At 35.3% G+C, this 24,004-nt stretch carries 20 protein-coding genes; 10 read left to right on the forward strand and 10 right to left on the reverse strand.

Translation table 11 applies throughout. The features are described 5' to 3' along the window. The first annotated feature begins 52 nt into the window (after window positions 1-52). A complete protein-coding gene (sufD, locus tag IWX84_RS08930) occupies window positions 53-1,369 on the forward strand; it encodes a Fe-S cluster assembly protein SufD (RefSeq protein ID WP_196850395.1) in 1,317 nt (438 codons plus the stop codon). 73 nt (window positions 1,370-1,442) lie between these two features. Here sufD and IWX84_RS08935 read toward each other — a convergent pair whose 3' ends face one another. Further along, entirely contained in the window at window positions 1,443-2,795 is a 1,353-nt protein-coding gene (locus IWX84_RS08935) for a serine hydrolase domain-containing protein (RefSeq protein ID WP_196850396.1), read from the reverse strand. A 164-nt stretch (window positions 2,796-2,959) separates the two neighbouring features. Here IWX84_RS08935 and IWX84_RS08940 point away from each other — a divergent pair, with 164 nt between their 5' ends. The 7 genes from IWX84_RS08940 (at window position 2,960) to IWX84_RS08970 (ending at window position 7,707) form a co-directional block, all read left to right on the forward strand. Next, window positions 2,960-4,174 carry an aminotransferase class V-fold PLP-dependent enzyme gene (locus IWX84_RS08940; RefSeq protein ID WP_196850397.1) on the forward strand — a complete coding sequence of 405 codons (1,215 nt, stop codon included), beginning with the start codon at window positions 2,960-2,962 and terminating at the stop codon, window positions 4,172-4,174. A 98-nt stretch (window positions 4,175-4,272) separates the two neighbouring features. Next, on the forward strand, window positions 4,273-4,707 hold the full coding sequence (locus IWX84_RS08945; RefSeq protein ID WP_196850398.1) for a hypothetical protein: 435 nt from the start codon (window positions 4,273-4,275) through the stop codon (window positions 4,705-4,707). 23 nt (window positions 4,708-4,730) lie between these two features. Further along, window positions 4,731-5,150, forward strand: a complete 420-nt coding sequence (locus IWX84_RS08950; protein WP_196850399.1) for a SufE family protein — start codon at window positions 4,731-4,733, stop codon at window positions 5,148-5,150. A gap of 13 nt (window positions 5,151-5,163) precedes the next feature. Further along, a complete protein-coding gene (locus tag IWX84_RS08955) occupies window positions 5,164-5,880 on the forward strand; it encodes a hypothetical protein (protein ID WP_196850400.1) in 717 nt (238 codons plus the stop codon). Between the two features lie 20 nt (window positions 5,881-5,900). Next, window positions 5,901-6,224, forward strand: a complete 324-nt coding sequence (locus tag IWX84_RS08960; RefSeq protein WP_126455787.1) for an SUF system Fe-S cluster assembly protein — start codon at window positions 5,901-5,903, stop codon at window positions 6,222-6,224. 75 nt (window positions 6,225-6,299) lie between these two features. Then, complete coding sequence (locus IWX84_RS08965) at window positions 6,300-6,812, forward strand: DUF2480 family protein (protein ID WP_196850401.1); 513 nt, start codon at window positions 6,300-6,302, stop codon at window positions 6,810-6,812. Window positions 6,813-6,861: 49 nt separating this feature from the next. After that, window positions 6,862-7,707, forward strand: coding sequence for a DUF3078 domain-containing protein (locus tag IWX84_RS08970; protein ID WP_196850402.1), 846 nt, complete (start codon window positions 6,862-6,864; stop codon window positions 7,705-7,707). A gap of 220 nt (window positions 7,708-7,927) precedes the next feature. Here IWX84_RS08970 and IWX84_RS08975 read toward each other — a convergent pair whose 3' ends face one another. The 3 genes from IWX84_RS08975 to hflX form a co-directional block, all read right to left on the reverse strand. Continuing rightward, on the reverse strand, window positions 7,928-8,377 hold the full coding sequence (locus tag IWX84_RS08975) for a hypothetical protein (protein ID WP_196850403.1): 450 nt from the start codon (window positions 8,375-8,377) through the stop codon (window positions 7,928-7,930). Between the two features lie 157 nt (window positions 8,378-8,534). Then, window positions 8,535-9,221 carry a hypothetical protein gene (locus IWX84_RS08980; protein ID WP_196850404.1) on the reverse strand — a complete coding sequence of 229 codons (687 nt, stop codon included), beginning with the start codon at window positions 9,219-9,221 and terminating at the stop codon, window positions 8,535-8,537. 337 nt (window positions 9,222-9,558) lie between these two features. Beyond that, complete coding sequence (gene hflX / locus IWX84_RS08985; protein WP_196850405.1) at window positions 9,559-10,806, reverse strand: GTPase HflX; 1,248 nt, start codon at window positions 10,804-10,806, stop codon at window positions 9,559-9,561. 212 nt (window positions 10,807-11,018) lie between these two features. Here hflX and IWX84_RS08990 point away from each other — a divergent pair, with 212 nt between their 5' ends. Both IWX84_RS08990 and IWX84_RS08995 read left to right on the forward strand, forming a co-directional pair. Beyond that, window positions 11,019-12,665 carry a DUF6377 domain-containing protein gene (locus tag IWX84_RS08990; protein ID WP_196850406.1) on the forward strand — a complete coding sequence of 549 codons (1,647 nt, stop codon included), beginning with the start codon at window positions 11,019-11,021 and terminating at the stop codon, window positions 12,663-12,665. A 291-nt stretch (window positions 12,666-12,956) separates the two neighbouring features. Beyond that, window positions 12,957-15,074, forward strand: a complete 2,118-nt coding sequence (locus IWX84_RS08995; protein WP_196850407.1) for a glycoside hydrolase family 97 protein — start codon at window positions 12,957-12,959, stop codon at window positions 15,072-15,074. Between the two features lie 72 nt (window positions 15,075-15,146). Here the strand turns inward: IWX84_RS08995 and IWX84_RS09000 are convergent, their stop codons facing one another. The 6 genes from IWX84_RS09000 to IWX84_RS09025 form a co-directional block, all read right to left on the reverse strand. Continuing rightward, complete coding sequence (locus IWX84_RS09000) at window positions 15,147-15,611, reverse strand: FKBP-type peptidyl-prolyl cis-trans isomerase (RefSeq protein WP_196850408.1); 465 nt, start codon at window positions 15,609-15,611, stop codon at window positions 15,147-15,149. A 106-nt stretch (window positions 15,612-15,717) separates the two neighbouring features. Beyond that, window positions 15,718-17,073 carry a DUF5689 domain-containing protein gene (locus IWX84_RS09005; protein WP_196850409.1) on the reverse strand — a complete coding sequence of 452 codons (1,356 nt, stop codon included), beginning with the start codon at window positions 17,071-17,073 and terminating at the stop codon, window positions 15,718-15,720. Between the two features lie 20 nt (window positions 17,074-17,093). Next, the gene (locus IWX84_RS09010; RefSeq protein ID WP_196850410.1) at window positions 17,094-19,931 is read right to left on the reverse strand and encodes a carboxypeptidase-like regulatory domain-containing protein; all 2,838 of its coding nucleotides are present in this window, start codon (window positions 19,929-19,931) and stop codon (window positions 17,094-17,096) included. 326 nt (window positions 19,932-20,257) lie between these two features. Further along, window positions 20,258-21,469 carry an MFS transporter gene (locus IWX84_RS09015; RefSeq protein ID WP_196850411.1) on the reverse strand — a complete coding sequence of 404 codons (1,212 nt, stop codon included), beginning with the start codon at window positions 21,467-21,469 and terminating at the stop codon, window positions 20,258-20,260. 186 nt (window positions 21,470-21,655) lie between these two features. Further along, the gene (locus tag IWX84_RS09020) at window positions 21,656-22,696 is read right to left on the reverse strand and encodes a Gfo/Idh/MocA family oxidoreductase (RefSeq protein ID WP_196850412.1); all 1,041 of its coding nucleotides are present in this window, start codon (window positions 22,694-22,696) and stop codon (window positions 21,656-21,658) included. Between the two features lie 105 nt (window positions 22,697-22,801). Further along, window positions 22,802-23,869: an NADH:flavin oxidoreductase/NADH oxidase gene (locus IWX84_RS09025; RefSeq protein WP_196850413.1), complete on the reverse strand. Its 1,068-nt coding sequence runs from the start codon at window positions 23,867-23,869 to the stop codon at window positions 22,802-22,804. Between the last annotated feature and the right edge of the window lie 135 nt (window positions 23,870-24,004).

Raw genomic sequence — 24,004 nt, forward strand, 5'->3', positions numbered from 1 at the left:
GCCATCAGATAACTTTAAACATTTAAACCTTAAACTTTAAACAATAAAGAAAATGGATTTAAAAGAAAAATTATTATCGTCTTTTATGGCTTTTGAAGAGCGCATCGATGTTCTTTCAGAACTTCATGATGTGAGAACTTCGGCTATAAAAAACTTTGAAGATAAAGGGTTCCCAACCAAAAAAGATGAAGCTTGGAAATACACTTCGCTAAACGCCATCTTGAAAAATGACTTTACCGTTTTTCCAAAGCACGAAAGTTCAATTGAATTTAACCAAGTAAAAAAATATTTTTTACACGAAGTAGATACTTATAAAGTAGTGTTTGTCGACGGTGTTTTCAATTCGCATTTATCGTCAACAACTCACGATGGGATTGACGTTTGCCTAATGTCTTCGGCATTGAACAAACCAAAATACAAAATGGTAATTGATACTTATTTTAACCAAATTGCAAACAAAGACGAGAGTTTGACTTCGTTGAATACGGCTTTCGCCAATGAAGGAGCATATATCAACATCCCGAAAAGCAAAGTTGCTGACAAGCCTATCGAGATTATGTATTTCTCAACAGGAAGTGAAGCAGCGCTTATGGTGCAACCAAGAAACTTGGTAATTGTTGGCGAGAATTCTCATGTTCAAATTATCGAACGTCATCAAAGTTTGAATGAAAATCCGGTGTTAACGAATTCCGTTACCGAGATTTTTGCTCAAAAACGGGCGATAGTTGATTATTACAAAATACAAAATGATACACTTGAAGCGAATTTAATTGATAACACCTACGTTTCTCAGAAACAGGAAAGTCACGTTTCGGTTCATACTTTTTCTTTTGGAGGAAACTTGACCAGAAACAACTTGAATTTCTATCACTTTGGTGAAAGATTGACAAGCACCTTAAATGGAATCACCATTATAGGCGAAAAACAACACGTAGATCATTATACTTTGGTAAAACATTCGACTCCAAATTGCGAAAGTTTCCAGGATTATAAAGGAATTTATTCGGATCGTTCTACAGGAGTTTTCAACGGAAAAGTGTATGTGGAGAAAGAGGCACAGAAAACAAATGCGTTCCAAAAAAGCAATAACATTTTATTGAGCGACAAAGCGACCATAAATGCCAAACCACAATTGGAAATTTTTGCAGATGATGTCAAATGTTCTCACGGTTGTACCGTTGGACAACTCGATGAAACCGCCATGTTCTACATGCAACAACGTGGAATTCCACAAAAAGAAGCCAAAGCTTTGTTGATGTATGCGTTCACCAATGCGGTTATTGAAAACATCAAAATACCAGAATTAAAACAACGAATCACCAAAATTATCGCTACGAAATTAGGAGTAAAAATGGGATTTGATTTGTAGTTTTTAACCGCAAAGGTCACAAAGTTATACGCAAAGGGCGCAAAGTTTATATAGCTTTGCGCCCTTTGTAATTTTACTTAGTGTGCTTTATGGAAGCGATTATCCCACTCAACATTCCATTAAAATCAAATTTTGGGTCTTCCACTAAACCCATTCGTACAATCACCAAATCCAGCGATGGAATAATAGCCACCATTTGACCTTGATAACCACTACAGAAATACATATCTCTGGGAACATCTGGAAATCTACCGCCGGCATTCAGCCAAAAATGGGCTCCATATTTTCCATTGGAACCGGCCGTAGGTGTTGCCACATATTTTGCCCAACTTTCGTCAAAAAGTGTTGTTCCATTCCAATTTCCTTTGTGCAAATACAACAAACCAAGTTTTGACCAGTCGCGCGTTGTAGCCCAACCATACGACGAGCCCACAAAATTCCCTGCCATATCCGTTTCAACTACCATAGAGTTCATTCCAATTTTATCAATCAAAGCCGAGTACCAAAAATCAAGATATTCCTGGTGTGTTTTAAATTGCTTTCTCAAAATCCCTGATAACAAATTAGTCGTTCCCGAAGAATAATTCCAATGCGCGTTGGGTTTAAAAGCTGTTGGTTTCTCCAATTGTATTCGGGTCATATCTTTCGCTTGGAAAAGCATGTTGGTAGCGTCACAAATCGTACTGTAATTTTCTTCCCATTCCAGTCCTGAATTCATATGAAGCAAATCATTTGTGGTGATTATTTTGCGGTCGTCCTTTTGCCATTGCGGTATAGGAGCCGGTTTGTAAATATCATATTTTCCTTGTTTCTGCAGAATTCCAAAGAGAGTTGCCGTAACACTTTTAGTCATCGACCAGCCTAGAATTTTGCTGTCTTTATTGAAACCGGTATCATATTTTTCGGCAATAATTTTGTCTTTGTAGATGACCAAAACCGATCGGCTTCTTTTACTAAGTTCTCCTTTTTTATCGAAAGCATTGGCAACAGCCACATTCAATTTTGCATAATCGACATTGGTAAAAACAGTGTCCAAAGGGTCTTTATTCCCATAAGGAAAAGGTAAATTATTGTTTAATTTTATTCTTTTGGGAACTTCATACGGTTTTGTCACATCAAAATCATTCGTAATTAATGTCGCACCCAATCCTTCTCTGTAAATTGCTTTTCTTTCTTTCAAACCATAAACTGAAGCCACAGCAAATTTTCCCGCATCATTTATACTATTTTCAGCATAATCAATCATTTTGATATCATTATCTCCTTTTTCAATTGTTGATTGTGAACGATGATCGATGAAATGTCCCGAAGCAATACTTTTGGCTGAAAAGCCAGAAATTAAATCCAGTTTTGGATAAGTAGTGAATCCTAAATAAAAAACACCAATAAAAGAAGCGAAACCAACAAGCTTGAAGAATTTTTTCATTTTGATAAGGAATTAATTTATTGCAATTTAATAAAATAAACAATCAGTAATTCAATAAAATATTTCTATGAAAGCATAAGAAACAAGCATAAAAATTAATCGATTCGTTGCCTAAACGGTGTGGTTTTTCATTACTTTTGTATTTAGAACTTTTCTAAATAATTATGCTAGATATAAATAAAATTAGAGCCGATTTTCCCATACTTTCGCAAAAAGTAAACGGAAAACCATTGGTTTATTTCGATAACGGTGCTACTTCGCAAAAACCACAAGTGGTAATTGACGCGATATCAAAATATTATCAGGAGATTAATGCGAATATTCATCGTGGCGTTCATACGCTAAGTCAATTGGCAACCGATGCTTATGAAGCTTCTCGTGGTAAAATTCAAAATCACATTAATGCTAAATTTGCACATGAAGTGCTTTTTACTTCGGGAACTACGCACGGAATTAACTTGGTTACAAATGGATTCGCTTCTATTTTAAAACCGGGTGATGAAGTTTTGGTATCGGCATTGGAACACCACAGCAATATTGTGCCTTGGCAAATGTTATGCGAGAAAACCGGTGCAATTTTACGCGTAATTCCTATGAATCAAGATGGTGAATTGATCATGGCGGAATATGATAAACTGCTTTCGGATAAAACTAAAGTTGTTACCGTAAATCATATTTCAAATGCCCTTGGAACTGTCAATCCAATAAAATACATGATTGATGAAGCGCACAAATTTGGCGCTGCAGTTTTGATTGATGGAGCGCAAGCGGTTGCACATTTAAAACCTGATGTTCGGGAATTGGATTGTGATTTCTATGCTTTTTCAGGACATAAAATTTGCGGACCTACGGGAACCGGGATTTTATACGGAAAAGAAGCGTGGTTGAATAAATTAACGCCGTATCAAGGCGGAGGTGAAATGATTAAGGAAGTAACCTTCGAAAAAACAACTTATGCTGAATTACCTCATAAATTTGAAGCTGGAACGCCTAACATTGCAGGCGGAATTGTTCTGGGAACAGCTGTAGATTATATGAACGAAGTTGGTTTTGACAACATTCAACAACAGGAATTAGAATTGCTAGAATATGGAACCAAACGATTATTGGAAATTGAAGGTTTGAAAATTTTTGGCACAGCCAAGGAAAAAACTTCCGTAATTTCGTTTAATATTGAAGGAATTCATCCCTATGATATTGGTACGATAATTGACAAATTAGGAATAGCCGTAAGAACGGGTCATCATTGCGCGCAACCTATTATGACTTTCTTTAATATTCCCGGAACGATAAGAGCTTCATTTGCTTTTTATAATACCAAGGAAGAAATTGATGCTATGGTAGCAGCAGTGAAAAAAGCGCAACTCATGTTATCCTAAAAATATAAAATTATGACATTACCATAATTCAAAATCATAAACAATAAAGGAAGAATGGCGATACCATGTTCCTATAATCAACCAAATATTATCAACACATGAAAATACTTTCTTTATTATTCCTGACTATTTTTCTTGGAAAAGGTTGCGATAGCGCCAAAGCTCAAGATATTGAAACCGCTGTTATTGAATACACTGCGAATACCAGAGGTTTTTATCAAAAAATAACAGTCAAAAATCAAATGGTGACAGTTTCAAAAGACAGAAATGGAACTGACAACGCTGTCGCTAAAAAAATATCCGAGGCTGACTGGAATGAATTGGTGACTTGTTTTAAGAAAGTGAAATTGGATAGTTTGGCTAAATTAAAAGCGCCTACCGCAAAACGTTTATACGACGGTGCACCTATTGCCAATTTGAAAATCACCTACAAAGATAAAACCTACGAATCCATTAGTTTTGACCATGGTTTTCCACCAAAAGAAATTAAGAAATTCGTTACCAAAATTAATTCATTTGTTAAAAAAGAATAACACCGAAATAAATTCAGCATACTATGAAAATTAAAGAGATACAAGAAGAAATAGTTGACGAGTTTTCGATGTTTGATGATTGGATGGAACGTTATGAATACATCATCGAATTAGGAAAAAAACTTCCTTTAATCAAAGAAGAGTTCAAAACCGAAAACAATCTGATTAAAGGCTGTCAATCAAAAGTGTGGTTGCAGGGTGAACAAAATGATGATAAAGTTGTTTTTACCGCTGATAGCGATGCCATTTTAACCAAGGGCATTATTGCCATCTTGATACGTACTTTTTCTAATCAAAGTGCTAAAGATATTCTGGAAGCCGACATGGAATTTATTGACGACATAGGTCTTAAAGAACATTTATCACCTACTCGCGCCAATGGATTGGTTTCGATGATAAAAAATATTAAGATGTATGCATTGGCATTCAACTCACAAAATTAAAGTTATTATTCGAATGGAAAAAATAATTTTTTTTATATTAATTTTAGTTGGTAATATTGCTTCTTCGCAAAAAAGCATACCCGAAAGCTACTCAAAAATCAAATTCGTTTATGAGCAAAAATCTAACTTTTTCACTGTAGATAACAAAGTGTACGCCGATACATTATTGCTCAAAGTTGAATTTCCGAAAACAAAATTTACAAAAGTAGTAAGTCCTCAAGATTCTTTAAAGATAATTGGGTCCGTTAAAATAAAAAGTCTTAGTAAGGAAGAAATAAAGAGATTAGAAAGTCAATTATATCATAACACTCATCTTATACAAGGAATTCATAATCTAAAAACAAACAAGACAACGCTTTTTTTTAAAAGAGGAAGTGGAGAATTAATTAAAACTTTTAGAGAGAATTTCGGGCATAACTTTACGCCTTTTGCATATAAAATTATAATTGATTATAACAAAAAAACAATAAACACGAATTATCCTAAGGTTAATTATTCGAAATCATTTCAATCAGAATTAAAAAAAATCGACTTTGTTGATGCAGAGAAAGAAATGGGATCATGTAGTTACCAAACGGCTAACGGTATCATGACTGATATAGTTAATTTTAATAAGTTGTACAATATTAAAGTCGCTACTGATATGATATTTTCTAATAATGATTACGGAGTTGAAAAAATAGTTAGCTTTTTTGATACAACTACATTAACATCTGTAACCTACGAGTAAAACAATATAAATAGAAAAAAATGACACAAGAAATAGACACCACTGAATTAGGAGAATCAATCGTAAAAATATTAAAAACAATTTATGATCCGGAGATTCCTGTAGATATTTACGAATTAGGATTGATTTATGACGTAATGGTAAATACGGATTATGAAGTGAAAATTTTGATGACACTTACTTCTCCAAACTGTCCTGTGGCAGAGAGTTTACCTCGAGAAGTGGAAGAAAAAGTAAAATCGATTGAGCATGTAAAAGACGCCGAAGTTGAAATCACATTTGACCCGCCTTGGAGCAAAGATTTAATGAGCGAAGAAGCTAAATTAGAATTGGGAATGCTTTAGAAAGTATTCAGTTTGCAGTCGCAGTTTTCAGTTCTACAACTAAGACTGCGACTGCGACTGTAAACTAAAAAAAAAATGGAAGAAATAATAAATAAAGTTGCGAATAGTGTTTTGGTCGTATTTGATTTGGAGGATTATTATCCAAAGGAAATTCGTACGCAAATCGATATTTCTCAATGGCTTTTGGAAGGTTTTTTATTGAAAGAAAAAGACTTTAGAGAACATTTAAAAAATCACGATTGGTCACAATATCAAGATCAATATGTCGCGATTGGATGTAGCACAGATGCTATTATTCCGGCTTGGGCTTCGATTTTGGTGGCCATTCAATTAGCGCCATATGCAAAGAAAATCATCAACGGATCAATAGAAGATTTAGACGCTTCACTTTACGAAGAATTGCTGCCTAAAATTGATTACTCGGTATATGAGAATAAACCCGTAATTATAAAAGGGTGTTCTAGAAAACCAGTTCCAATGCGTGCTTATGTATTGGCTGCCAATTATTTACAGCCTTTCGCTAGAAGCATCATGTATGGAGAGGCTTGTTCTGCGGTTCCTTTATACAAAGCACCCAAAAAAGGATAATTAATCCCATTTTTTTCTTACTTTTATATTAGAATCTAAATAAAAGATTATGAAAAAAACAGTACTTTCAATCGTTTTTCTTTTGATTATAGTTTCTGTCAATGCACAAGAAACTTCAAATGACACCATAAAATTTTGGACAAAAAAAGGAAATATTTCTTTGCTTTTTAATCAAACTGCTTATAACAGCAAATGGTTGGGCGGTGGAACTTCAAACCTTGCAGGGAATTTTGGTTTGAATTATGATTTCAATTACAAAAAAGAAGATATAATTTGGGACAATAAATTCATCGCAGCCTATGGCTTAACCAAAGTAAAAGGTTCTAAAGTCGCAAAAACAGATGATAGATTAGAGCTGAATTCGCTTTGGGGTAAAAAAGCCAAAGGCGACTGGTACTATTCTATGTTTTTCAATATGAAAACACAAATGGATGTTGGTTATGACAACGACGGAAATGGCATTTCTCATTTCTTCTCGCCTGCATATTTTCAATTAGGGCCTGGTATGTTGTGGAAAAAAAGCAATAATTTAAGTGTGAATTTTTCTCCGGCAACTGCAAAATTAATTTTGGTACACAAGCATTTTACGGATTTCGGTTCTTCTTTTGGCGTATTACAAGGAGATAGCTCCCGTTTTGAATTTGGCGCCAGTATTTCCGCCTATTACAAACTCAATGTAATGACAAATATTTCTATTGAAAATCGATTGAATTTATATTCCAATTATTTAGACAAACCACAAAACGTTGATATCGATTATCAAATGAATGTGGTTATGAGAATCAACAAATATGTAACTGCGAATCTAGCAATACAGGGAATTTATGATGATAATACAATCAAAGCGGTTCAAGTACGAGAAGTGTTTGGCTTAGCGGCCAATTACGGTTTTTAGAAACAGGATTTTTAATAAAAAAGAACTTTAGAAAATAGTTTTCAAAAGGGATTTTTTTTAGTTTGTAATGTTTTGAAATGGAGCTTTTTAAGCTATCCGCGTTGCAAACGCTATGATTTGTCTCTTAATTTAAGTAGGTACTCGTCGCAGACGAGCACCAGAGGGGATTCCATTAAACCCACAATCTTGCTAAACGGCGGTTATGCTTAGCCTTTTTTATTTATTTTGGTTCGTTTTCTAACTTGATTTTTATTTTAGCTAATATTTCTTCTTCAAGTGCTTTTTTTATTTTTCTGTTTTCAAAATAGCCAAAATCATTATTTAAATTTTTCCATTCTGCATTATCATCTTGCATTCTGACAAAAGCAAATGTTGTACTATTTTTTCCATTCGGTCTTGTCCACGTTAACAGCATTTTGTTGTGAAAATTAAAATAAATATGATGCCAATGGTCAGTTGTGTCTTTATCTTCCCAACCTTTCCCAATATGTAAGTAGATATTTTCTTTTCTTACATTTTCAGCTGCTTCAATTACTTTTTCTTCAGGGTAGTTTAGCTCGTAATGTTCGGCATAAGGATAACTTCCAGGTGCAAATGCACTTCCTAATTTGTAAAAGAAAAACAGAAATAATATTAATCCTCCAATAATATAAATATTTTTTCTTTTCATTTAAGTTTCGTTTTTTTAAGGTTAAGCACAACGTTATGCCACTTTGAGATGGCTGGAAGTTCGTAACCACTCAATTTTCGGCTTAACGAAAACTTGATGCGAAACGGTAATTCCACTAAATTCCAGCTAGCTCAAAATGGCGGTTGGCATTAGTTATTTAGTATTTATCTTGAGTTCCGTTTTCTATTCTTTGTTGCTTAATTTTACCTTTGTTATTCGTGATATATTCAATTCCTTCCGCCAAATCATTTTCTTTATTAGTTTTCTCTATCTCAAGATTTTTTTCATCCACAAATTTCACTTTCTTATAAATGTCTTTGTATGATTGAATGCTTTTAACTTCGGCTTTTACTCTTTTATAAACGGCAAGTCCTTTCTCAACATCATTAAATTCATATCCATTCATATATTCTCCAATTAGTTGATTAAATGAATTAAAAAGTTGTTTTAATTCAAATGCTTCTGAACCAATGCCTCCCATTCTTTTTTTATCCAGCATATTCATAAATATTCTGGCTCTTGCTTGAGCGGTCATAAACCAATAAAAGGCATCATCTTTTTTCCCTAAATCGTATAGTCTAACCGATAAAATATAAAGGCTTGCAATGTCAGTATTGTTTAAATCATTTTTAATTTTTGTTTCTAATGTTTCTAATTCTGAAATATCGTTTGAGAGAAGTTCTTTCTGATATTTTCCAATAGTAATTGTTAATGGTTCGTAATTGTAATATGGCAATGCGTAAAATGGAATTCGTCCATTTTGACTTTGCCCATATCCAAAGGAGCTTATAAAAATAAAAATTATGAGAGGTAAAAGATTGTTTTTTGTTTTTATTAATTTCATTTTTCTATGTTTTCGATTGTTTATAATTACTGCCAACTTGTATATAGGTCTGACAAAATAAGACTTATCGCCCCAAAATTGGGTAGCTATGTCTGATAAACGTCAGAATTTATTTATGATCAAATGTATACTTTTTTAAACAAATGTGCCAAAAAACAATCTACTAGTAATTGTGAAAATCAATAGCAATTCTATCACCCAAATCCCGCATGAGGGATGGTCCCGAAGTGTCGGGATTCTGACGCAGCTGCAACGATAGTGAAAGCTGGGACATGACCCAAAAAAATCCCTCTTGAAATTCAAAAGGGATTTGGTGTGTTATAATGAGAGGAATTGCTTATTCTTCTTCGGTTTCTTCTTTGTCTTCTTTCTCAACCGCATCTTTATAATCCGGATACAAGAACTTATTATAAGGAAAACGCGTGATATGAATGTGTCTAACCGCTTCATAAACGCGTTCTCTGAATTCTTCGAAATTTTCTTTGTTTGTTGCCGAAATAAACAGTGCATTTTGTTCTCCAACCTTATTCATCCAAGTTGACTTCCATTCTTCCAAAGTAAAATGTCTTGGCGTTTTTTCGGTCATTAAATCATCTTCATCAATTGTCAATGGTTTGTAAGCATCGATTTTATTAAAAACCATAATGACCGGTTTGTCATTGCATTTAATGTCCGATAATGTTTTATTCACCGATTCGATTTGATCTTCAAATTCAGGGTGCGAAATATCAACAGCATGCAATAATAAATCGGCTTCACGAACCTCATCCAAGGTGCTTTTAAAAGAATCCACCAATTGTGTTGGTAATTTTCTAATAAATCCTACGGTGTCCGAAAGCAAAAAAGGTAGGTTTTTAATCACTACTTTCCGAACGGTGGTATCCAATGTCGCAAAAAGTTTGTTTTCTACAAAAACATCACTTTTCCCAACCGCATTCATCAAGGTTGATTTCCCAACATTCGTATATCCTACCAAAGCAACACGAACCATAGCACCGCGATTACCTCGCTGCGTACCCATTTGTTTATCGATGCTTTTTATTTTTTCTTTCAATAAAGCAATCCTGTCGCGAACAATACGTCTATCGGTTTCAATCTCCGTTTCTCCAGGTCCACGCATTCCAATTCCCCCTTTTTGACGTTCCAGGTGAGTCCACATTCCAGAAAGTCTTGGCAGCAAATATTGACATTGAGCTAATTCTACTTGGGTTCTTGCGTAAGATGTTTCGGCACGTTGCGCAAAAATATCCAAGATAAGATGCGTCCTGTCCAGAATTTTACAATCTATAATTTTAGAAATATTTTTTTGTTGAGAAGGCGACAATTCATCATCAAATACCAAAGTCGAAATATCATTCTCTTTTACAAAAAGATTGATTTCCTCTATTTTTCCGGTACCCACAAAAGTTTTGGGATTTGGGCGTTCCATTTTTTGAGAAAAGCGTTTGATTACTTTCCCACCTGCGGTAAAAGTCAAAAACTCTAATTCATCAAGATATTCGTTTAGTTTCTCTTCACTTTGATTTTGAGTTACTATACCTACAATGGCCGTTTTTTCGAAATTTATTACTTCTTTTTCTAACATGATTTTAAATAAGCTACAAATTTAATGATTTGCTTCGTACTTATGAAGTTCTGTGATTATAAAAAAGCAGAAGGTGTGAATAATGATAATTTCACGGTCCCATTTAAGATTTTTTTAATTGTAATACTATAAACAGATTCCGCATTTAGTTGTGGGGATTGAGAGTTAATTTATATTTTTAGTTAATTTTACAGGAACTTAAACCTAATTTAATGCATCGATTTTTGCCTTTCCTTTTTGTGTTATTTTTTCCAATATTAATGTTAGCTCAGGATAATTCTGAGTCTTTATTGATTCAATTGGACCAAACAATAGAGAATCACCAAGTGTATTCGGACCAAAAAGAGAATAAAATAAATTCATTCAAAAAACTTTTGAAATCTAATTCGAATGACCTTCAAAAACTTGAAATTTACGGCAAACTCTTCGACGAATATCGATTATATAAATCGGATTCTGCATTAGTTTTTGCACGAAAGAGTTTGCAGATAGCCATTAAACTAAAAGATAAAAAAAAGAGCAGTCTTGCTGCACTCAATCTAGCCTCGATAATGGGTACTTTAGGAATGTACAAAGAAGCAATTGATATACTTCCAAAAGACACGTTTGCTGATTCTCCCGAACTGAAAGGTTCTTATTATAGTGTAAATCGAATTATTTATGGATACATGAATGATTATGCCACGTCTAGTTATGAGAAAAATAAATATGCTTTATTAACAAAAAAATATAGGGATTCCGCGTTACAGTATTTTCCCAAACAATCTTGGGAATATAATATTACCCAATCGGAAATATTAATTGATACGGGTCATTACGACCAATCCTTACAATTATTGCAAACTATTTTCCCGACTATTCCTCTCACGGATCCAAATCGTGCGGTCTTTGCTTATATAATTTCTCATGTGTATCATCAAAAGAAAGACAGAGAATCCGAAAAAAAATGGCTTACTATTTCTGCTATTTCCGATTTGCAACTGGCTAAGAAAGAAAATATTTCCCTACGGAATTTGGCTTTTTTATTATACGAAGAAGGGGAAATTGATCGAGCCTACAAATACATACAGCGTTCTCTTGAAGATGCACTTTTTTGCAACGCACGTTTAAGAACCTACGAAATATCCAAAATGATGCCTATCATCAGCGAAGCGTATCAACATCAAAATCAAACCAATCAAAGACAACTTATACTGTTTTTGATTAGTGTGAGTGTATTAACCGTTATCTTATTAGTGGTTATGATACTGCTTTTTAAGCAAATGAAAAAATTAAAAATAGCACAAAAGGATCTAAATCTGGCAAATGAACAATTGTCGGAACTAAATGTTGCCCTGCAAGCTTTTAATTTAAAACTAAATGAAACTAACAATACACTAACCGAAGCTAATCTTTTAAAAGAAATATTTATTGGTCGATACATGGATCAGTGTTCGGATTATATTGGTAAACTGGAAGGCTATCACAGTAAATTAAATGTAATGGCGACCGCAGGTAAAATGAATAATTTGGTAAACGCGATAAAATCGAAACAGTTTATTGAAGACGAATTAAAAGAGTTTTACACCAATTTTGACAAAACCTTTTTACAACTCTTTCCCAATTTTATCCGTCAATTTGAAGATTTGCTAATCGATACTGAATTAACCCAATTGAAAGACGGAGAAATGCTGAATACCGAATTAAGAATTGTGGCATTGATCCGTTTGGGCATAAAGGATAGTAATAAAATAGCCGTATTTTTAAGATATTCCATATCTACAATTTATAATTATCGTTCGTTATTAAAAAATAAAGCGAAAGGACCAAGGGAAGAATTTGAAGCAAAAGTGATCTCAATAGGGACCAACACGCCATAAAACAATCCTTTTATTGCAGCATTCAAGCCTAAATAAGATAATTTTACTTTCATAAAAATTACTTTTTTTTATTTCAAATTCTGTATAATTCACTATCTTACAACACCTTAAATCTATTTTTAGAATTCAAAAACCTACTATTTTACAGTACTGGTTAAAGACAAAAGGGAAATCGCTTATTTTTACTTTCTGTAGATTTAATTATCCTGATTGCGCTTGGTAACAAGTGTGAAATTTCTAATTTTTTCTAGTGAACCCAAAAAACTATTAATTATTAATTCAATCAAAAAAATGAAGCATTTAATTTTCACTGCCTTATTCTGGCTTTCATTATTTAGCACGGCCCAAGCACAACAACTAAAATCACCCGATGCAGCACTCGTAATGGGATTTTCGTTGCAAAATGACGGAACTCCTACTTATACGTTGAAATATAAGAACAAAGAGGTCATAAAAACCAGCAAATTAGGTTTGGAACTAAAAAACGACAAAAAATCGTTGCTAAATGACTTTACGATTATAGATACTAAAGCCACTTCGTTTGACGAAAACTGGAAACCTGTTTGGGGTGAAGTAGCCGAAATTCGCAATCATTACAACGAACTTGCCGTTACTTTAAATCAAAAAGGAACCGATAGACAAGTTGTTATTCGTTTTCGATTATTCAATGATGGTCTTGGATTTCGCTATGAATTCCCTTCGCAAAAAAACCTTACTTATTTTGTAATCAAAGAAGAAAGAACGCAATTTGCCATGACGGGCGACCACACCGCATATTGGATTCCTGGAGATTACGATACGCAAGAATACGATTACACGACTTCAAAATTATCTGAAATCAGAGGGTTAGCTGAAAAAGCAAAAACTGCGAATGTATCGCAAACTTCTTTTTCTACAACAGGAGTTCAAACTTCATTGATGCTGAAAACGAATGATGGAATTTATATCAATTTACACGAAGCTGCATTAATTAATTATTCTTGTATGCATTTGAATCTTGATGATAAAAACATGGTTTTCGAATCATGGCTTACACCTGATGCAATAGGAGACAAAGGAAATATGCAGGCTCCAAATCACTCGCCTTGGCGCACGATTATGGTAAGTGATGATGCCAGAGATATTTTGGCTTCAAAAATCACTTTAAACTTAAACGACCCTTGTAAAATAGAGGATACTTCTTGGATCAAGCCCGTAAAATATATTGGGGTTTGGTGGGAAATGATTACTGGTAAAAGCTCTTGGGCGTACACAGATGATTTCCCAACGGTACAACTTGGCGTTAGCGATTTTTCAAAAGCAAAACCAAATGGCAAACACGGTGCAAATAATACCAACGTGAAGAAATACATTGACTTTGCTGCCGCAAATGGTTTTGATGGTGTTTTGGTTGAAGGTTGGAATGAAGGTTGGGAAGACTGGTTTGGTCATTCTAAAGATTATGTTTTTGACTTCGTAACTCCTTACCCAGATTTTGATGTGAAAGGTATCGAAGCTTACGCAAAATCTAAAGGAGTCAAAATGATTATGCACCACGAAACTTCAGGATCTGTTCGTAACTATGAGAGACACATGGATAAAGCGTATCAATTTATGAAAGATAATGGATATGACGCTGTAAAAAGCGGATATGTTGGTTCTATCATTGAAAACGGGGGAAATCATTATAACCAATTCATGATTAACCACTATCAATATGCAGTTGAAAAAGCAGCCGATTATAAAATTATGGTTAATGCGCATGAAGCAGTTCGTCCTACGGGAATATGCAGAACGTATCCAAACTTAATTGGCAACGAAGCAGCTAGAGGAACAGAATATCAATCTTTTGGAGGTTCAAAACCAAACCACGTAACATTATTGCCATTTACACGATTAATCGGTGGACCGATGGATTACACTCCAGGGATTTTCGAAATGGATTTAACAAAATTGAATCCTGACAATCATTCGCATGTGAACAGTACCCTTGCCAATCAACTGGCTTTATACGTAACAATGTACAGCCCGCTGCAAATGGCAGCAGATTTACCGGAAAATTACAACCGCTTTTTGGATGCTTTTCAGTTTATTAAAGACGTTGCTATAGATTGGTCTGAAAGTAAATATCTTGAAGCAGAACCTGGTCAATACATTACTGCCGCCCGTAAAGCAAAAGGAACCAACAACTGGTTTATAGGAAATGTAAATGGTGAAACCCCAAGGACTTCAAACATTAAATTTGATTTCTTGGAAAAAGGCAAAAAATACACGGCTACGATTTATGCAGATGCCAAGGATGCGCATTATAAAACCAATCCGCAAGCATACACAATTCGAAAAATGACAGTGACTAACAAATCAAAGTTGGCACAACTTTCAGCGCCAGGCGGAGGTTATGCTGTTAGCATTATAGAAATCAAAAAGTAATTACTTTATAAAAGTAGAAAAGGCTGTCTAGAATTTTAGACAGCCTTTTTTTGTTTTTGGAATGAACGTAAACTAATTTACTTTGATCAATTTAACATCAAAAAGAATAACAGAACCACCCGGAATTGGTCCGCTGCCGTTACTACCATAACCCAAAGCAGACGGGATTAATAAAATACCGTTACCGCCTTCTTTAAAATAAGGAATTCCTTCTGTCCATCCTTTGATTACTTGTTGTAATCCAAACGATATACCAGCGTCACCGCTTTTGTCAAATACATTTCCATTTGTAAAATAACCTTTATACGCTACTGTAACATTAGAAGAAGCTGTTGGTTTAGCACCCGTTCCTGCTTCATTAATCACATAATATAAACCTGAATCGGTTCTTGTAGCGGTTAATTTATTTTTGGCAATGTAATCTGTAATTTCTTTTTCATTTTGAGCTGTATAATCAACAACTGATGTTGGTTTTTCCGTATCCGATAAGCAAGAAACGAATAATAAAGAAACAAGTGATAATAAAATAGATTTCATAATTTGATTTGATTTTAGAGCTGCAAATATATAAAATTCCTTCTGTAGCCATAGCGAAAAATTATATCATCTCGGATTCAAATATTTTCTATTTAAATAAAAACAATTAGTTCCCAAAAACCTGCACATCATCCACCTGAAAAGCACCATCCAACGCTAAATTTTTACCAGAACCGGTATATTTAAATGCGATGTTTATTTTTCCTTTATAAGAAGATAAATCCACTCCGCCAGAACCCACAAACTGATACCATGGTGTGGCTTGTTTGGGTAATTTAACCGTCACAGGAATCCAAGTTGCCGTTGCCACATTCAATCCGTCAAAATCAGTAGAGACATATACTTCAAGCGAATTTAATTGAGAATCAACATCCAAATGATGCTGTGCTGCTCTAAAAGTCAATATTTCCTTGGTGTGGGTATCCATGTCAATTTTCGGGGAGATTAACCAGGCCACATTAGCAATCACTTTTGCTCCTGTGGTATTGAATTCAGCACAACCGTTGCCTGAATAGAAGGTTCCTTTCCAGAAAATCGTACCTTTTTGAGCAATGTTTACCCAACCGGGAAGGCTGAGATTTGTTTTGTCCACCACGGTTTGAAAATCTTGGGAGAAAAATGGCACTGCTCTTGTTGCTGTCATGACCACATCTTTTGCTGAACGTGGTAAAAGTTGGTAATCGGTTCCGTATTTAGTCAAAACACCTCTTACTTTTCCGCCTCCGTTTGGAACTAAATTCCCTGCAAAATCACTAAAACTACTGGTTCTGAAATACACTTGATTTCCAAATTTGTCCTCCAAACTCCAATTGGTCGCTCCACCTACATTATTCGTATCTTCAAAATAATGTCGTCCGGCTGCAGCCGCCGTAAACTGAACATCGGATAGTTCAACCAGCGTGTTTAAGTTCGAATGATTGGTTAAATCAGCAATCGTGATAGCTTTTACTAGTTGCGCTTCGGCTATGGTCGTGCAGGATGCATGAAGCACGTTTTTATAGTCATTTTGCGAAAGCCTTCCTACCGATCCCTCATTATATGAATTGACATAAATACTGCCTATTCGCAATCCGCCAAAGGAAATGTCAGTATATTGATCTTTTAATTTTAGATACACTTTGTTGCCTAATCTGTAATCAATATAGGTATTAGATGCATCGACGGGAACACTAAAACCTATTGCAGGAGTTGTGGCTGTTGCCAAAGTTTGGAAAGAAATCGACTTGAAAAAATTACCGTTTTCGTCACTTGAAACGACATATGCTTCAATAATATCATCGAATTTGTATTGCGTTACAATTGCATTGGCATTAGTCCGAACTTCTGCAACAGTTCGGTTCGTGGTAAAATCAAGTTGTGTACATTTTAGTTCCGGGACGGCAACCTCCTCTTTTACACAACTGGAAAAAGTAACAACGATAAGTATAACAGCAAAAATTGGGTGGTGAAAAGTCGTTTTCATAATGCGTTTATTTTTCGAATTTAAAAATTGATATTAAGATTTACGAAATAGGTTCTTCCGTAACCGTAAAAATATTTATTGCCAAAAGAGGGTGTTCCACTAGAAACATCCTGATTGCGTTGTCTGAAATTGGCATTTCTTGCCTGTTCATAACCGCCTGTTTTGTACGTAGTATTCAAGACATTATTTATACTCGCAAAAAGCCCCACATTCTTGCCATAGATTCTCCAAGATTTACCGCCGGTTAGGTTTAACAAAGTCGTGGGATCAAATTTTTCCTGCTTCAATAATTCCTTAGCCCTTTCCTCCGTTGCTTCGGGGAAGTTGAAACCACTGGCCGGATTAGTATAAAAATGATTTGTTCTGGCTATTGGAGAAACATCTATATAACTGTTATCCAAATAATTTATGTTGGCTCCAATCCACCAATATTTGGGATCGCGATATTCGATTCCTAAAGCATACGCCTGTTGTGGCATTCCCGCTTGTTTGTAGTTTTTTAATAGTGCCGTTCCAAAATCGAAAACGGGATTGGTATTTTCTAGCGAAGCCTCTGCATCATTCGTTACCGTAACATTTGGATTACTGTCGTAGGTATATTGGCCAAAAGCCGCCGAAAAAGTAGTTTTTAAGGTGGGGTTAATTTGGTATTCCAAACTCAATTCGGCACCTAAATTCTTCTTGTTCACATGTGTCAACGTCTGGCTCACAAAGGCGCTCGTGTTCGTATAACCCGCACCATCATCAAAAATCCCATCGGCATAAAAGAAAGAAGTTTGGGTTCCATTTTTTATAGAAGTATAATACGCAGTTAATCTAGCTTTGACAATGGGAGAACGGAAAACATAACTTGCATCCAAACTGCTGATGTTCTCGCTTTGCAACCCGTCAACAACCACATTATTTAATCTCGAATTAGGAAAAGTATTTCGAATGGTTGGTGCTTTTGTCAAATGTGCTCCGTTAAAAATTAACAATTGCTTCCCTGAAATTTTGAAGGTAATTCCTCCTTTGAATCCAAAATTTTCAAACAACACTTTTTCGCTTTTACCAAAGGAATTGGTTTCATATATTCCATTTTTATACAAGCCTTCCCTTTGATAATTGGTACTCGAAAAACTTTGCGCCAGATAAAATTCTACTTTATTATACGAGAATTTGAATTGGGTAAACGCGTCTAATGTGTTCGCCACATAATTGTAATTATAGCCATACTCATCTCCTACAACCACTTGCCTATTTGGATTATTTAAATCCGATTGGGATTGATTTCCGCTGTAAAATCCATCGATATCATCAAAATACAGCCCTCCCAATACATCTAAAACTTTCTGGTAATTATGAGATTTCAAGTTTTTAAAAGAACCGCCTGCATTCATGAAAACGGTCTCATTCAATTGCGTATTGAATATCGAAGTTGCAACCATCGTTTTATCATCGTTCCGATCTTCGTACAAAATATACTTGCTTTTGGCCGGTTCATATCCGGAAATACTTCCATTTGATGCTACAATCGGACTTTGATTAGCCTGATACATGGCATTCCAATCGACTTGTGAGTTGGCTAAAAACAACGCTTTACTTTTCTCGGCATTCTGATAATCCGGCGTAAACTCTCCAGAAAATTCGCCATTATCTTTCGCATACATCGAACTGTAATAACTCGGCATTTTCCTGTAATACGTTGGATCCGGACTATTCGCATTTTGATAATCGAGATTAGAATTTCCTATTTTTCCAAATTGATACATCAAACTGGAATTCAAATTGGTATGGTCATTAATTTTAAAATAATGATTCAACATCACAATAGGTTCTTCGATAGTTTTCTTTCTCGAATTTCGTTTTTTCCCATTTTGAAAACCCCAATAAGAATTGTATTTTTCGCTTGTTAATTCACTGACTTCAGCTGTATTTGGAGAATTTTTTCCACGGCTATTCGGCGTATAAAAGGCAGTTACATTTAGCGAATTGGAATCGTTTAATTTTTTTTCGACACTTAAAAAAAGAGAATTTGCATCGTAATTTGTTCCTTCAAAATAGCCTTCGGTCGCCAAACGTTTTCCTGCCGAAACCACGAATGCCCAACCTTTATCACTCATTCCCGAAGCGTAAGTTCCCATCATGCGCCAACTGTAATTGGTATTAGTTCCGGAAAATGAAATTCGGGAACCGGGTCTGTAAATGGAGGCACGCGTATTGATTTCCTGTGTTCCAAGAATCCCTCCAAAAGTATAATCGGACGGAGAAGTGCCTACAGAAAATTCCTGATTTCGGGTTGCATCGTTTAATCCGCCCCAATCGCCCCATTGCGGTCTGCCATCGTATAGTTTATTCATCACCACACCATTAATCATCATCGTGGAATGCTCGCTGTCTAATCCCCGAATCCTGAATCGGGCCTGACCCCAATTGAAAGCAGCCGCCTGTTGAAAAGCATCTTTGGAGGATTGTAAAAGCCCTGAAGTATTTTCGGAGCCGCTATTGTCATCGCTAAAATCGCTTTCCGTCAGTGCTATTAAACTCCCTTGTTGTTCTATTGATTGGTCATCCTCTAAAGGTATTGTCCCCAGATCAAGCATTTGTCCTTCTTGTATTTCCACCGGATATAAAGCCTCTTTGAAACCCTGACTGTGAATAAGAATAAAGAGATTACCGCTCGGGATTTTTTCAAATTTAAAATTCCCATCGGCAGTTGTGAGTTGCATTAGATTAGTGTTTTGAACGGTGACAACAACCAAACCTAACGGGTTTTGGGTTTTGGCATCTATAATCTTTCCGTAAATTCCCGTTTCTTGCTGTGCAAAAGCAAATTTCATCTGTAGTATAAAGAAAAGCGCAACGTAAAATTTATTCATAAATATTTTTTGTTGAGATAAATGCATTAGAAAATATCCTTAAAACGAAACAGCTGATTTGCTTTTTAGTCCAATAAAAACCATAGCAATAGCGTTCCAAATAGGAATAACAAACTGAAATTAACGGAAAATGAGTTTTGGAAAAATGTGGTGTTTTAAAATACTAACAAAGTGTAAATCACTAATTGCTTGAATTCTAGCGCTAAAAATAGGGAAAAAACTATATACTTTTAAGTTTTAATAAAATAATTCCCATAAAAAAATCCGAAGTGTTTAAAAATGATTCGGATTTATGAAAATAGGCACGATAAAAAGAGGCTTTATTTTTATTGAATTGCTTTAATCCGGGAAACCATAAATGCAATCAGAATTCCAAAAACTCCAATGAAAGCAAATGAAAATCGCAAACCAAACAATTCGGCAATGTAACCAATAACTGGTGGTCCCATTAAAAAACCGAGGAAACTAACGCTCGAAACTATGGTTAACGCTTCCCCAGGAGGAACCGTTGGGTTTTTTCCCGCAATACTGTAAATCGTAGGAACAATAGTGGAAACTCCGAGTCCTACAAACATAAAGGCAATGGTAGATGGAATTAAATACGGAAAAAATACCGAGGTAAAAAGTCCCGCTGAAATCATGATGCCGCTAATTTGCATTACTGGTTTTCTTCCAAATTTATGAATCAAACCGTCTCCAAAAAATCGTCCTCCAGCCATCATAATCATAAACGAAGTGTACCCCAAAATCACTAACGGTCCTGGCGCTTTAATGACATCTTTGAAATAAACACCACTCCAATCAAACATCACGCCTTCGCTTGCCATGCAACAAAAACCAATTACACCCAACCAAATCAAGGCACTGTCCGGCTTTGTGAATAATTTTTTCTTTTCGGTTTTGATGGTTTCCTTCGCTTTTATCAAAAATTTAAAGTTAAAAATCATCAACAAAAGAACAATTCCGCCAACAATCATAAAATGAATCAGTGGCGTGAGGTTTAATGCCAACATTCCTATTCCTACCAAAGCTCCCAGGAATCCAGCCAAACTCCACATACCGTGAAACGAGGACATTATTGTTTTTTTAAAAAGCTCTTCGGTGTAAACGCCTTGAGTGTTTACGGCAATATTTGACAAGTTACCAAAGATTCCAAAGAATAATAATCCCAATGATAGTTGCCAAGAAGTTATAGCCAAACCTAAACTAGACAAGGATAAAACATATAATAAAAGGGAAAAAATAAGAATGCGGTGGCTTCCAAAACGGGTGACTAATTTTCCTGAAAAAGGCATAATAATTAATTGTCCCAATGGAATTGCAAATAAAATCGTTCCTAATTCTCCTGATCCTAAATGCAACGCGGTTTTTATATCTGGAATTCTGCTGGCCCAAGTGGCAAAACACAAACCCATTCCAAAATAAAACATCGAAACAGCCCATCGGATTCTGTTCAAGTAGGAAAGTTTCGCGTTTTTATATGTTTTCTTGTATTTTGCTTTGGTTTTAAACCGAGATATAAAATTTAAATCTATCAAAAGAATTTGTTTTATGATTGATGGAGCAAAAATACAAAAAGCAATGATTCAATTTATATCAGGGTTTGTTTACCCAATAAATACATCGTTATTGTTTATAAAAACCACTAATTAATTCTGAAAAGTAATCTCTGCAAATTCGCTAATTTTATTTACTTCATAAAATTTGCAAATTCGTAGTTAATTTTATAGATCAATTGCTTTTTTCTGGGCACTACTTTGGATAGCCGCTTCAATAATTTGCATGACACGAACTCCATCCTGAGCCGTTACCGGTTCTTGTGTATCATTTGAAATAGATTGATAAACCCCTTCAAAAAAATCATAGTAATTCCCTTGAAGCGTTTCTACATTGGCAATAAAGACATCATTATTAATCTGCGTATGGAGAATCCCTTCTTTGCTCTTGGATTCTGTTCCCCAAGTATCGAGGTTTGGTTTTTTTCCCAATTTCAAATCATCTTCCTGCACATCGCCACGCGGTTTCAAGAAAGACCCTTTTTTTCCATGAATCACATAAGATGGAATGGCTTCTCTGACAAAAAATCCCGCTTTTAATCGGACTCTAAAATCAGGATAATAAAGCAAAATATCGATGCAATCATCCACCAAAGAATGTTCTCTCGTGATTCGGATATCGGCAAAAACAGCTTTGGGTAAACCAAATAAACACAACGCCTGATCAATTAAATGCGGACCTAAATCTTTTAGAATTCCTGCACCGGAATTGGCACTTTCCTTGTGCTGCTTCGGACTTAAAAGTGGATTGTATCGGTCAAAATGGAATTCGGCTTCCACGATTTCGCCAAGAACCTCATCTAAAATAATTTTCTGCACAGTTTTGAAATCACTGTCCCATCTTCTATTTTGGAAAACCGCTAATTTCAATCCTTTTTCTTTGGCCAATGCCGCTAATTCTTGCGCTTGAGCGACTGTTGTTGTAAATGCTTTTTCGACAATGGCATGTTTTCCGGCCAGCAATACTTTTTTGGCATATTCATAATGCGTTTCCACCGGCGTATTTACGATGACCAAATCAACATCGTCTTCGAGTAAAGCTTCAAGCGCGAAATAACTTTTAACCGTTGGGTAATCCTCACGGATCAGTTTTTTAGTTCTTTCCCAAGCACCTACCAGTTCAAAACCAGGGTGAAAATTGATAAATGGCGCATGGAATACTTTTCCCGACATCCCATAGGAAAGCAGGGCGGTTTTTATTTTTTGCATGGTACGGTAATTAAATACTAATTTGAAAAATTAAACACGAATTTCACGAATTTACACTAAATAATTGGTGCAGATTCGTGAAATTCGTGTTGAAATAGTGTACTACTAGATTTTGGCTCTTTCATATTGTTTTGGCCATGACACATCAGCATTAAGGGCTGCAGCAAATGTCAAACCTAAATTTGGATTTCTTAGCGATTCTCTGGCAAACAAAACCAAATCCGCTTTTCCTGTGGCAATGATTTCTTCTGCCTGAGTTGCGTCGGTGATTAAACCCACGGCTCCGGTCATTATTCCCGTTTCTTTTTTTATTTGTTTTGCAAAAGGTACTTGATATCCAGGTTCCAGTGGAATTTGTTGGTAGGATACTGCTCCACCTGAAGAAACGTCAATTAAGTCAACGCCTTTTTCTTTTAGTATTTTCGAAAGTTGCACTGATTCTTCGATATTCCATCCGCCTTCAGCCCAGTCTGTAGCTGAAATTCTAACAAATAAAGGCAAATCTTTTGTCCATTCCGATTGTACCGCTTCTACAACTTCAATCGTTAATCGGATTCGGTTTTCAAAACTTCCTCCGTATTCATCGGTTCTAAAATTAGACAAAGGCGAAAGAAACTGATGCATTAAATAGCCGTGTGCCGCATGAATTTCCATTACTTGAAAACCCGCTTCCACTGCTCTTTTGGTAGCCGATTTAAAATCAGAGATTACTTTTTGGATTCCTGTCTTGTCCAATTCTATTGGTGGTTTTTCATTGTCATGATATCCCACAGCACTTGGTGCCACCGTATCCCAACCGCCTTGATCAATCGGCACCTTACGGCCACCGTTCCATGGGGATGCTGCACTGGCTTTTCGTCCGGCATGCGCCAATTGTATTCCGGGAACCGAGTTTTGGCTGATAATAAATTGATTGATAATTTTCATTTTATCCATTTGTTCGTCTTTCCAAAGACCTAAATCTTCGGGGGAAATTCGACCTTCAGGGGAAACCGAAGTCGCTTCCTGAATTATCAATCCCGCACCGCCACTGGCACGACTGCCTAAGTGTACGAGATGCCAATCATTGGCAAAACCATCGATTGATGAATATTGGCACATTGGAGAAATAGCAATTCTATTTTTAAGGGTAATGCTTTTTATTTGAAGAGGAGAAAATAATTTTGAGGACATAAAGTAGTTTTTAAAGTGAAGATAACGAGAAATATTCGTTTCAAAAAAGTAAAGTTAAGAGACTCATTCGAAAGTAAAAATTGAAATTCGATTAATTAACAAACATTTAAAACGGTATGGAACAATTATTGCAAA

The sequence above is a fragment of the Flavobacterium sp. CG_9.10 genome (genome assembly GCF_015752245.1).
In the GTDB taxonomy this organism is placed as follows: domain Bacteria; phylum Bacteroidota; class Bacteroidia; order Flavobacteriales; family Flavobacteriaceae; genus Flavobacterium.

What these genes read in the sequence shown, in the direction of transcription:
- sufD (WP_196850395.1), top strand. Translation starts at nt 53, where the DNA reads ATGGATTTAAAAGAAAAATTATTATCGTCTTTTATGGCTTTTGAAGAG.
- IWX84_RS08935 (WP_196850396.1), bottom strand. Translation starts at nt 2,795, where the DNA reads ATGAAAAAATTCTTCAAGCTTGTTGGTTTCGCTTCTTTTATTGGTGTT.
- IWX84_RS08940 (WP_196850397.1), top strand. Translation starts at nt 2,960, where the DNA reads ATGCTAGATATAAATAAAATTAGAGCCGATTTTCCCATACTTTCGCAA.
- IWX84_RS08945 (WP_196850398.1), top strand. Translation starts at nt 4,273, where the DNA reads ATGAAAATACTTTCTTTATTATTCCTGACTATTTTTCTTGGAAAAGGT.
- IWX84_RS08950 (WP_196850399.1), top strand. Translation starts at nt 4,731, where the DNA reads ATGAAAATTAAAGAGATACAAGAAGAAATAGTTGACGAGTTTTCGATG.
- IWX84_RS08955 (WP_196850400.1), top strand. Translation starts at nt 5,164, where the DNA reads ATGGAAAAAATAATTTTTTTTATATTAATTTTAGTTGGTAATATTGCT.
- IWX84_RS08960 (WP_126455787.1), top strand. Translation starts at nt 5,901, where the DNA reads ATGACACAAGAAATAGACACCACTGAATTAGGAGAATCAATCGTAAAA.
- IWX84_RS08965 (WP_196850401.1), top strand. Translation starts at nt 6,300, where the DNA reads ATGGAAGAAATAATAAATAAAGTTGCGAATAGTGTTTTGGTCGTATTT.
- IWX84_RS08970 (WP_196850402.1), top strand. Translation starts at nt 6,862, where the DNA reads ATGAAAAAAACAGTACTTTCAATCGTTTTTCTTTTGATTATAGTTTCT.
- IWX84_RS08975 (WP_196850403.1), bottom strand. Translation starts at nt 8,377, where the DNA reads ATGAAAAGAAAAAATATTTATATTATTGGAGGATTAATATTATTTCTG.
- IWX84_RS08980 (WP_196850404.1), bottom strand. Translation starts at nt 9,221, where the DNA reads ATGAAATTAATAAAAACAAAAAACAATCTTTTACCTCTCATAATTTTT.
- hflX (WP_196850405.1), bottom strand. Translation starts at nt 10,806, where the DNA reads ATGTTAGAAAAAGAAGTAATAAATTTCGAAAAAACGGCCATTGTAGGT.
- IWX84_RS08990 (WP_196850406.1), top strand. Translation starts at nt 11,019, where the DNA reads ATGCATCGATTTTTGCCTTTCCTTTTTGTGTTATTTTTTCCAATATTA.
- IWX84_RS08995 (WP_196850407.1), top strand. Translation starts at nt 12,957, where the DNA reads ATGAAGCATTTAATTTTCACTGCCTTATTCTGGCTTTCATTATTTAGC.
- IWX84_RS09000 (WP_196850408.1), bottom strand. Translation starts at nt 15,611, where the DNA reads ATGAAATCTATTTTATTATCACTTGTTTCTTTATTATTCGTTTCTTGC.
- IWX84_RS09005 (WP_196850409.1), bottom strand. Translation starts at nt 17,073, where the DNA reads ATGAAAACGACTTTTCACCACCCAATTTTTGCTGTTATACTTATCGTT.
- IWX84_RS09010 (WP_196850410.1), bottom strand. Translation starts at nt 19,931, where the DNA reads ATGAATAAATTTTACGTTGCGCTTTTCTTTATACTACAGATGAAATTT.
- IWX84_RS09020 (WP_196850412.1), bottom strand. Translation starts at nt 22,696, where the DNA reads ATGCAAAAAATAAAAACCGCCCTGCTTTCCTATGGGATGTCGGGAAAA.
- IWX84_RS09025 (WP_196850413.1), bottom strand. Translation starts at nt 23,869, where the DNA reads ATGTCCTCAAAATTATTTTCTCCTCTTCAAATAAAAAGCATTACCCTT.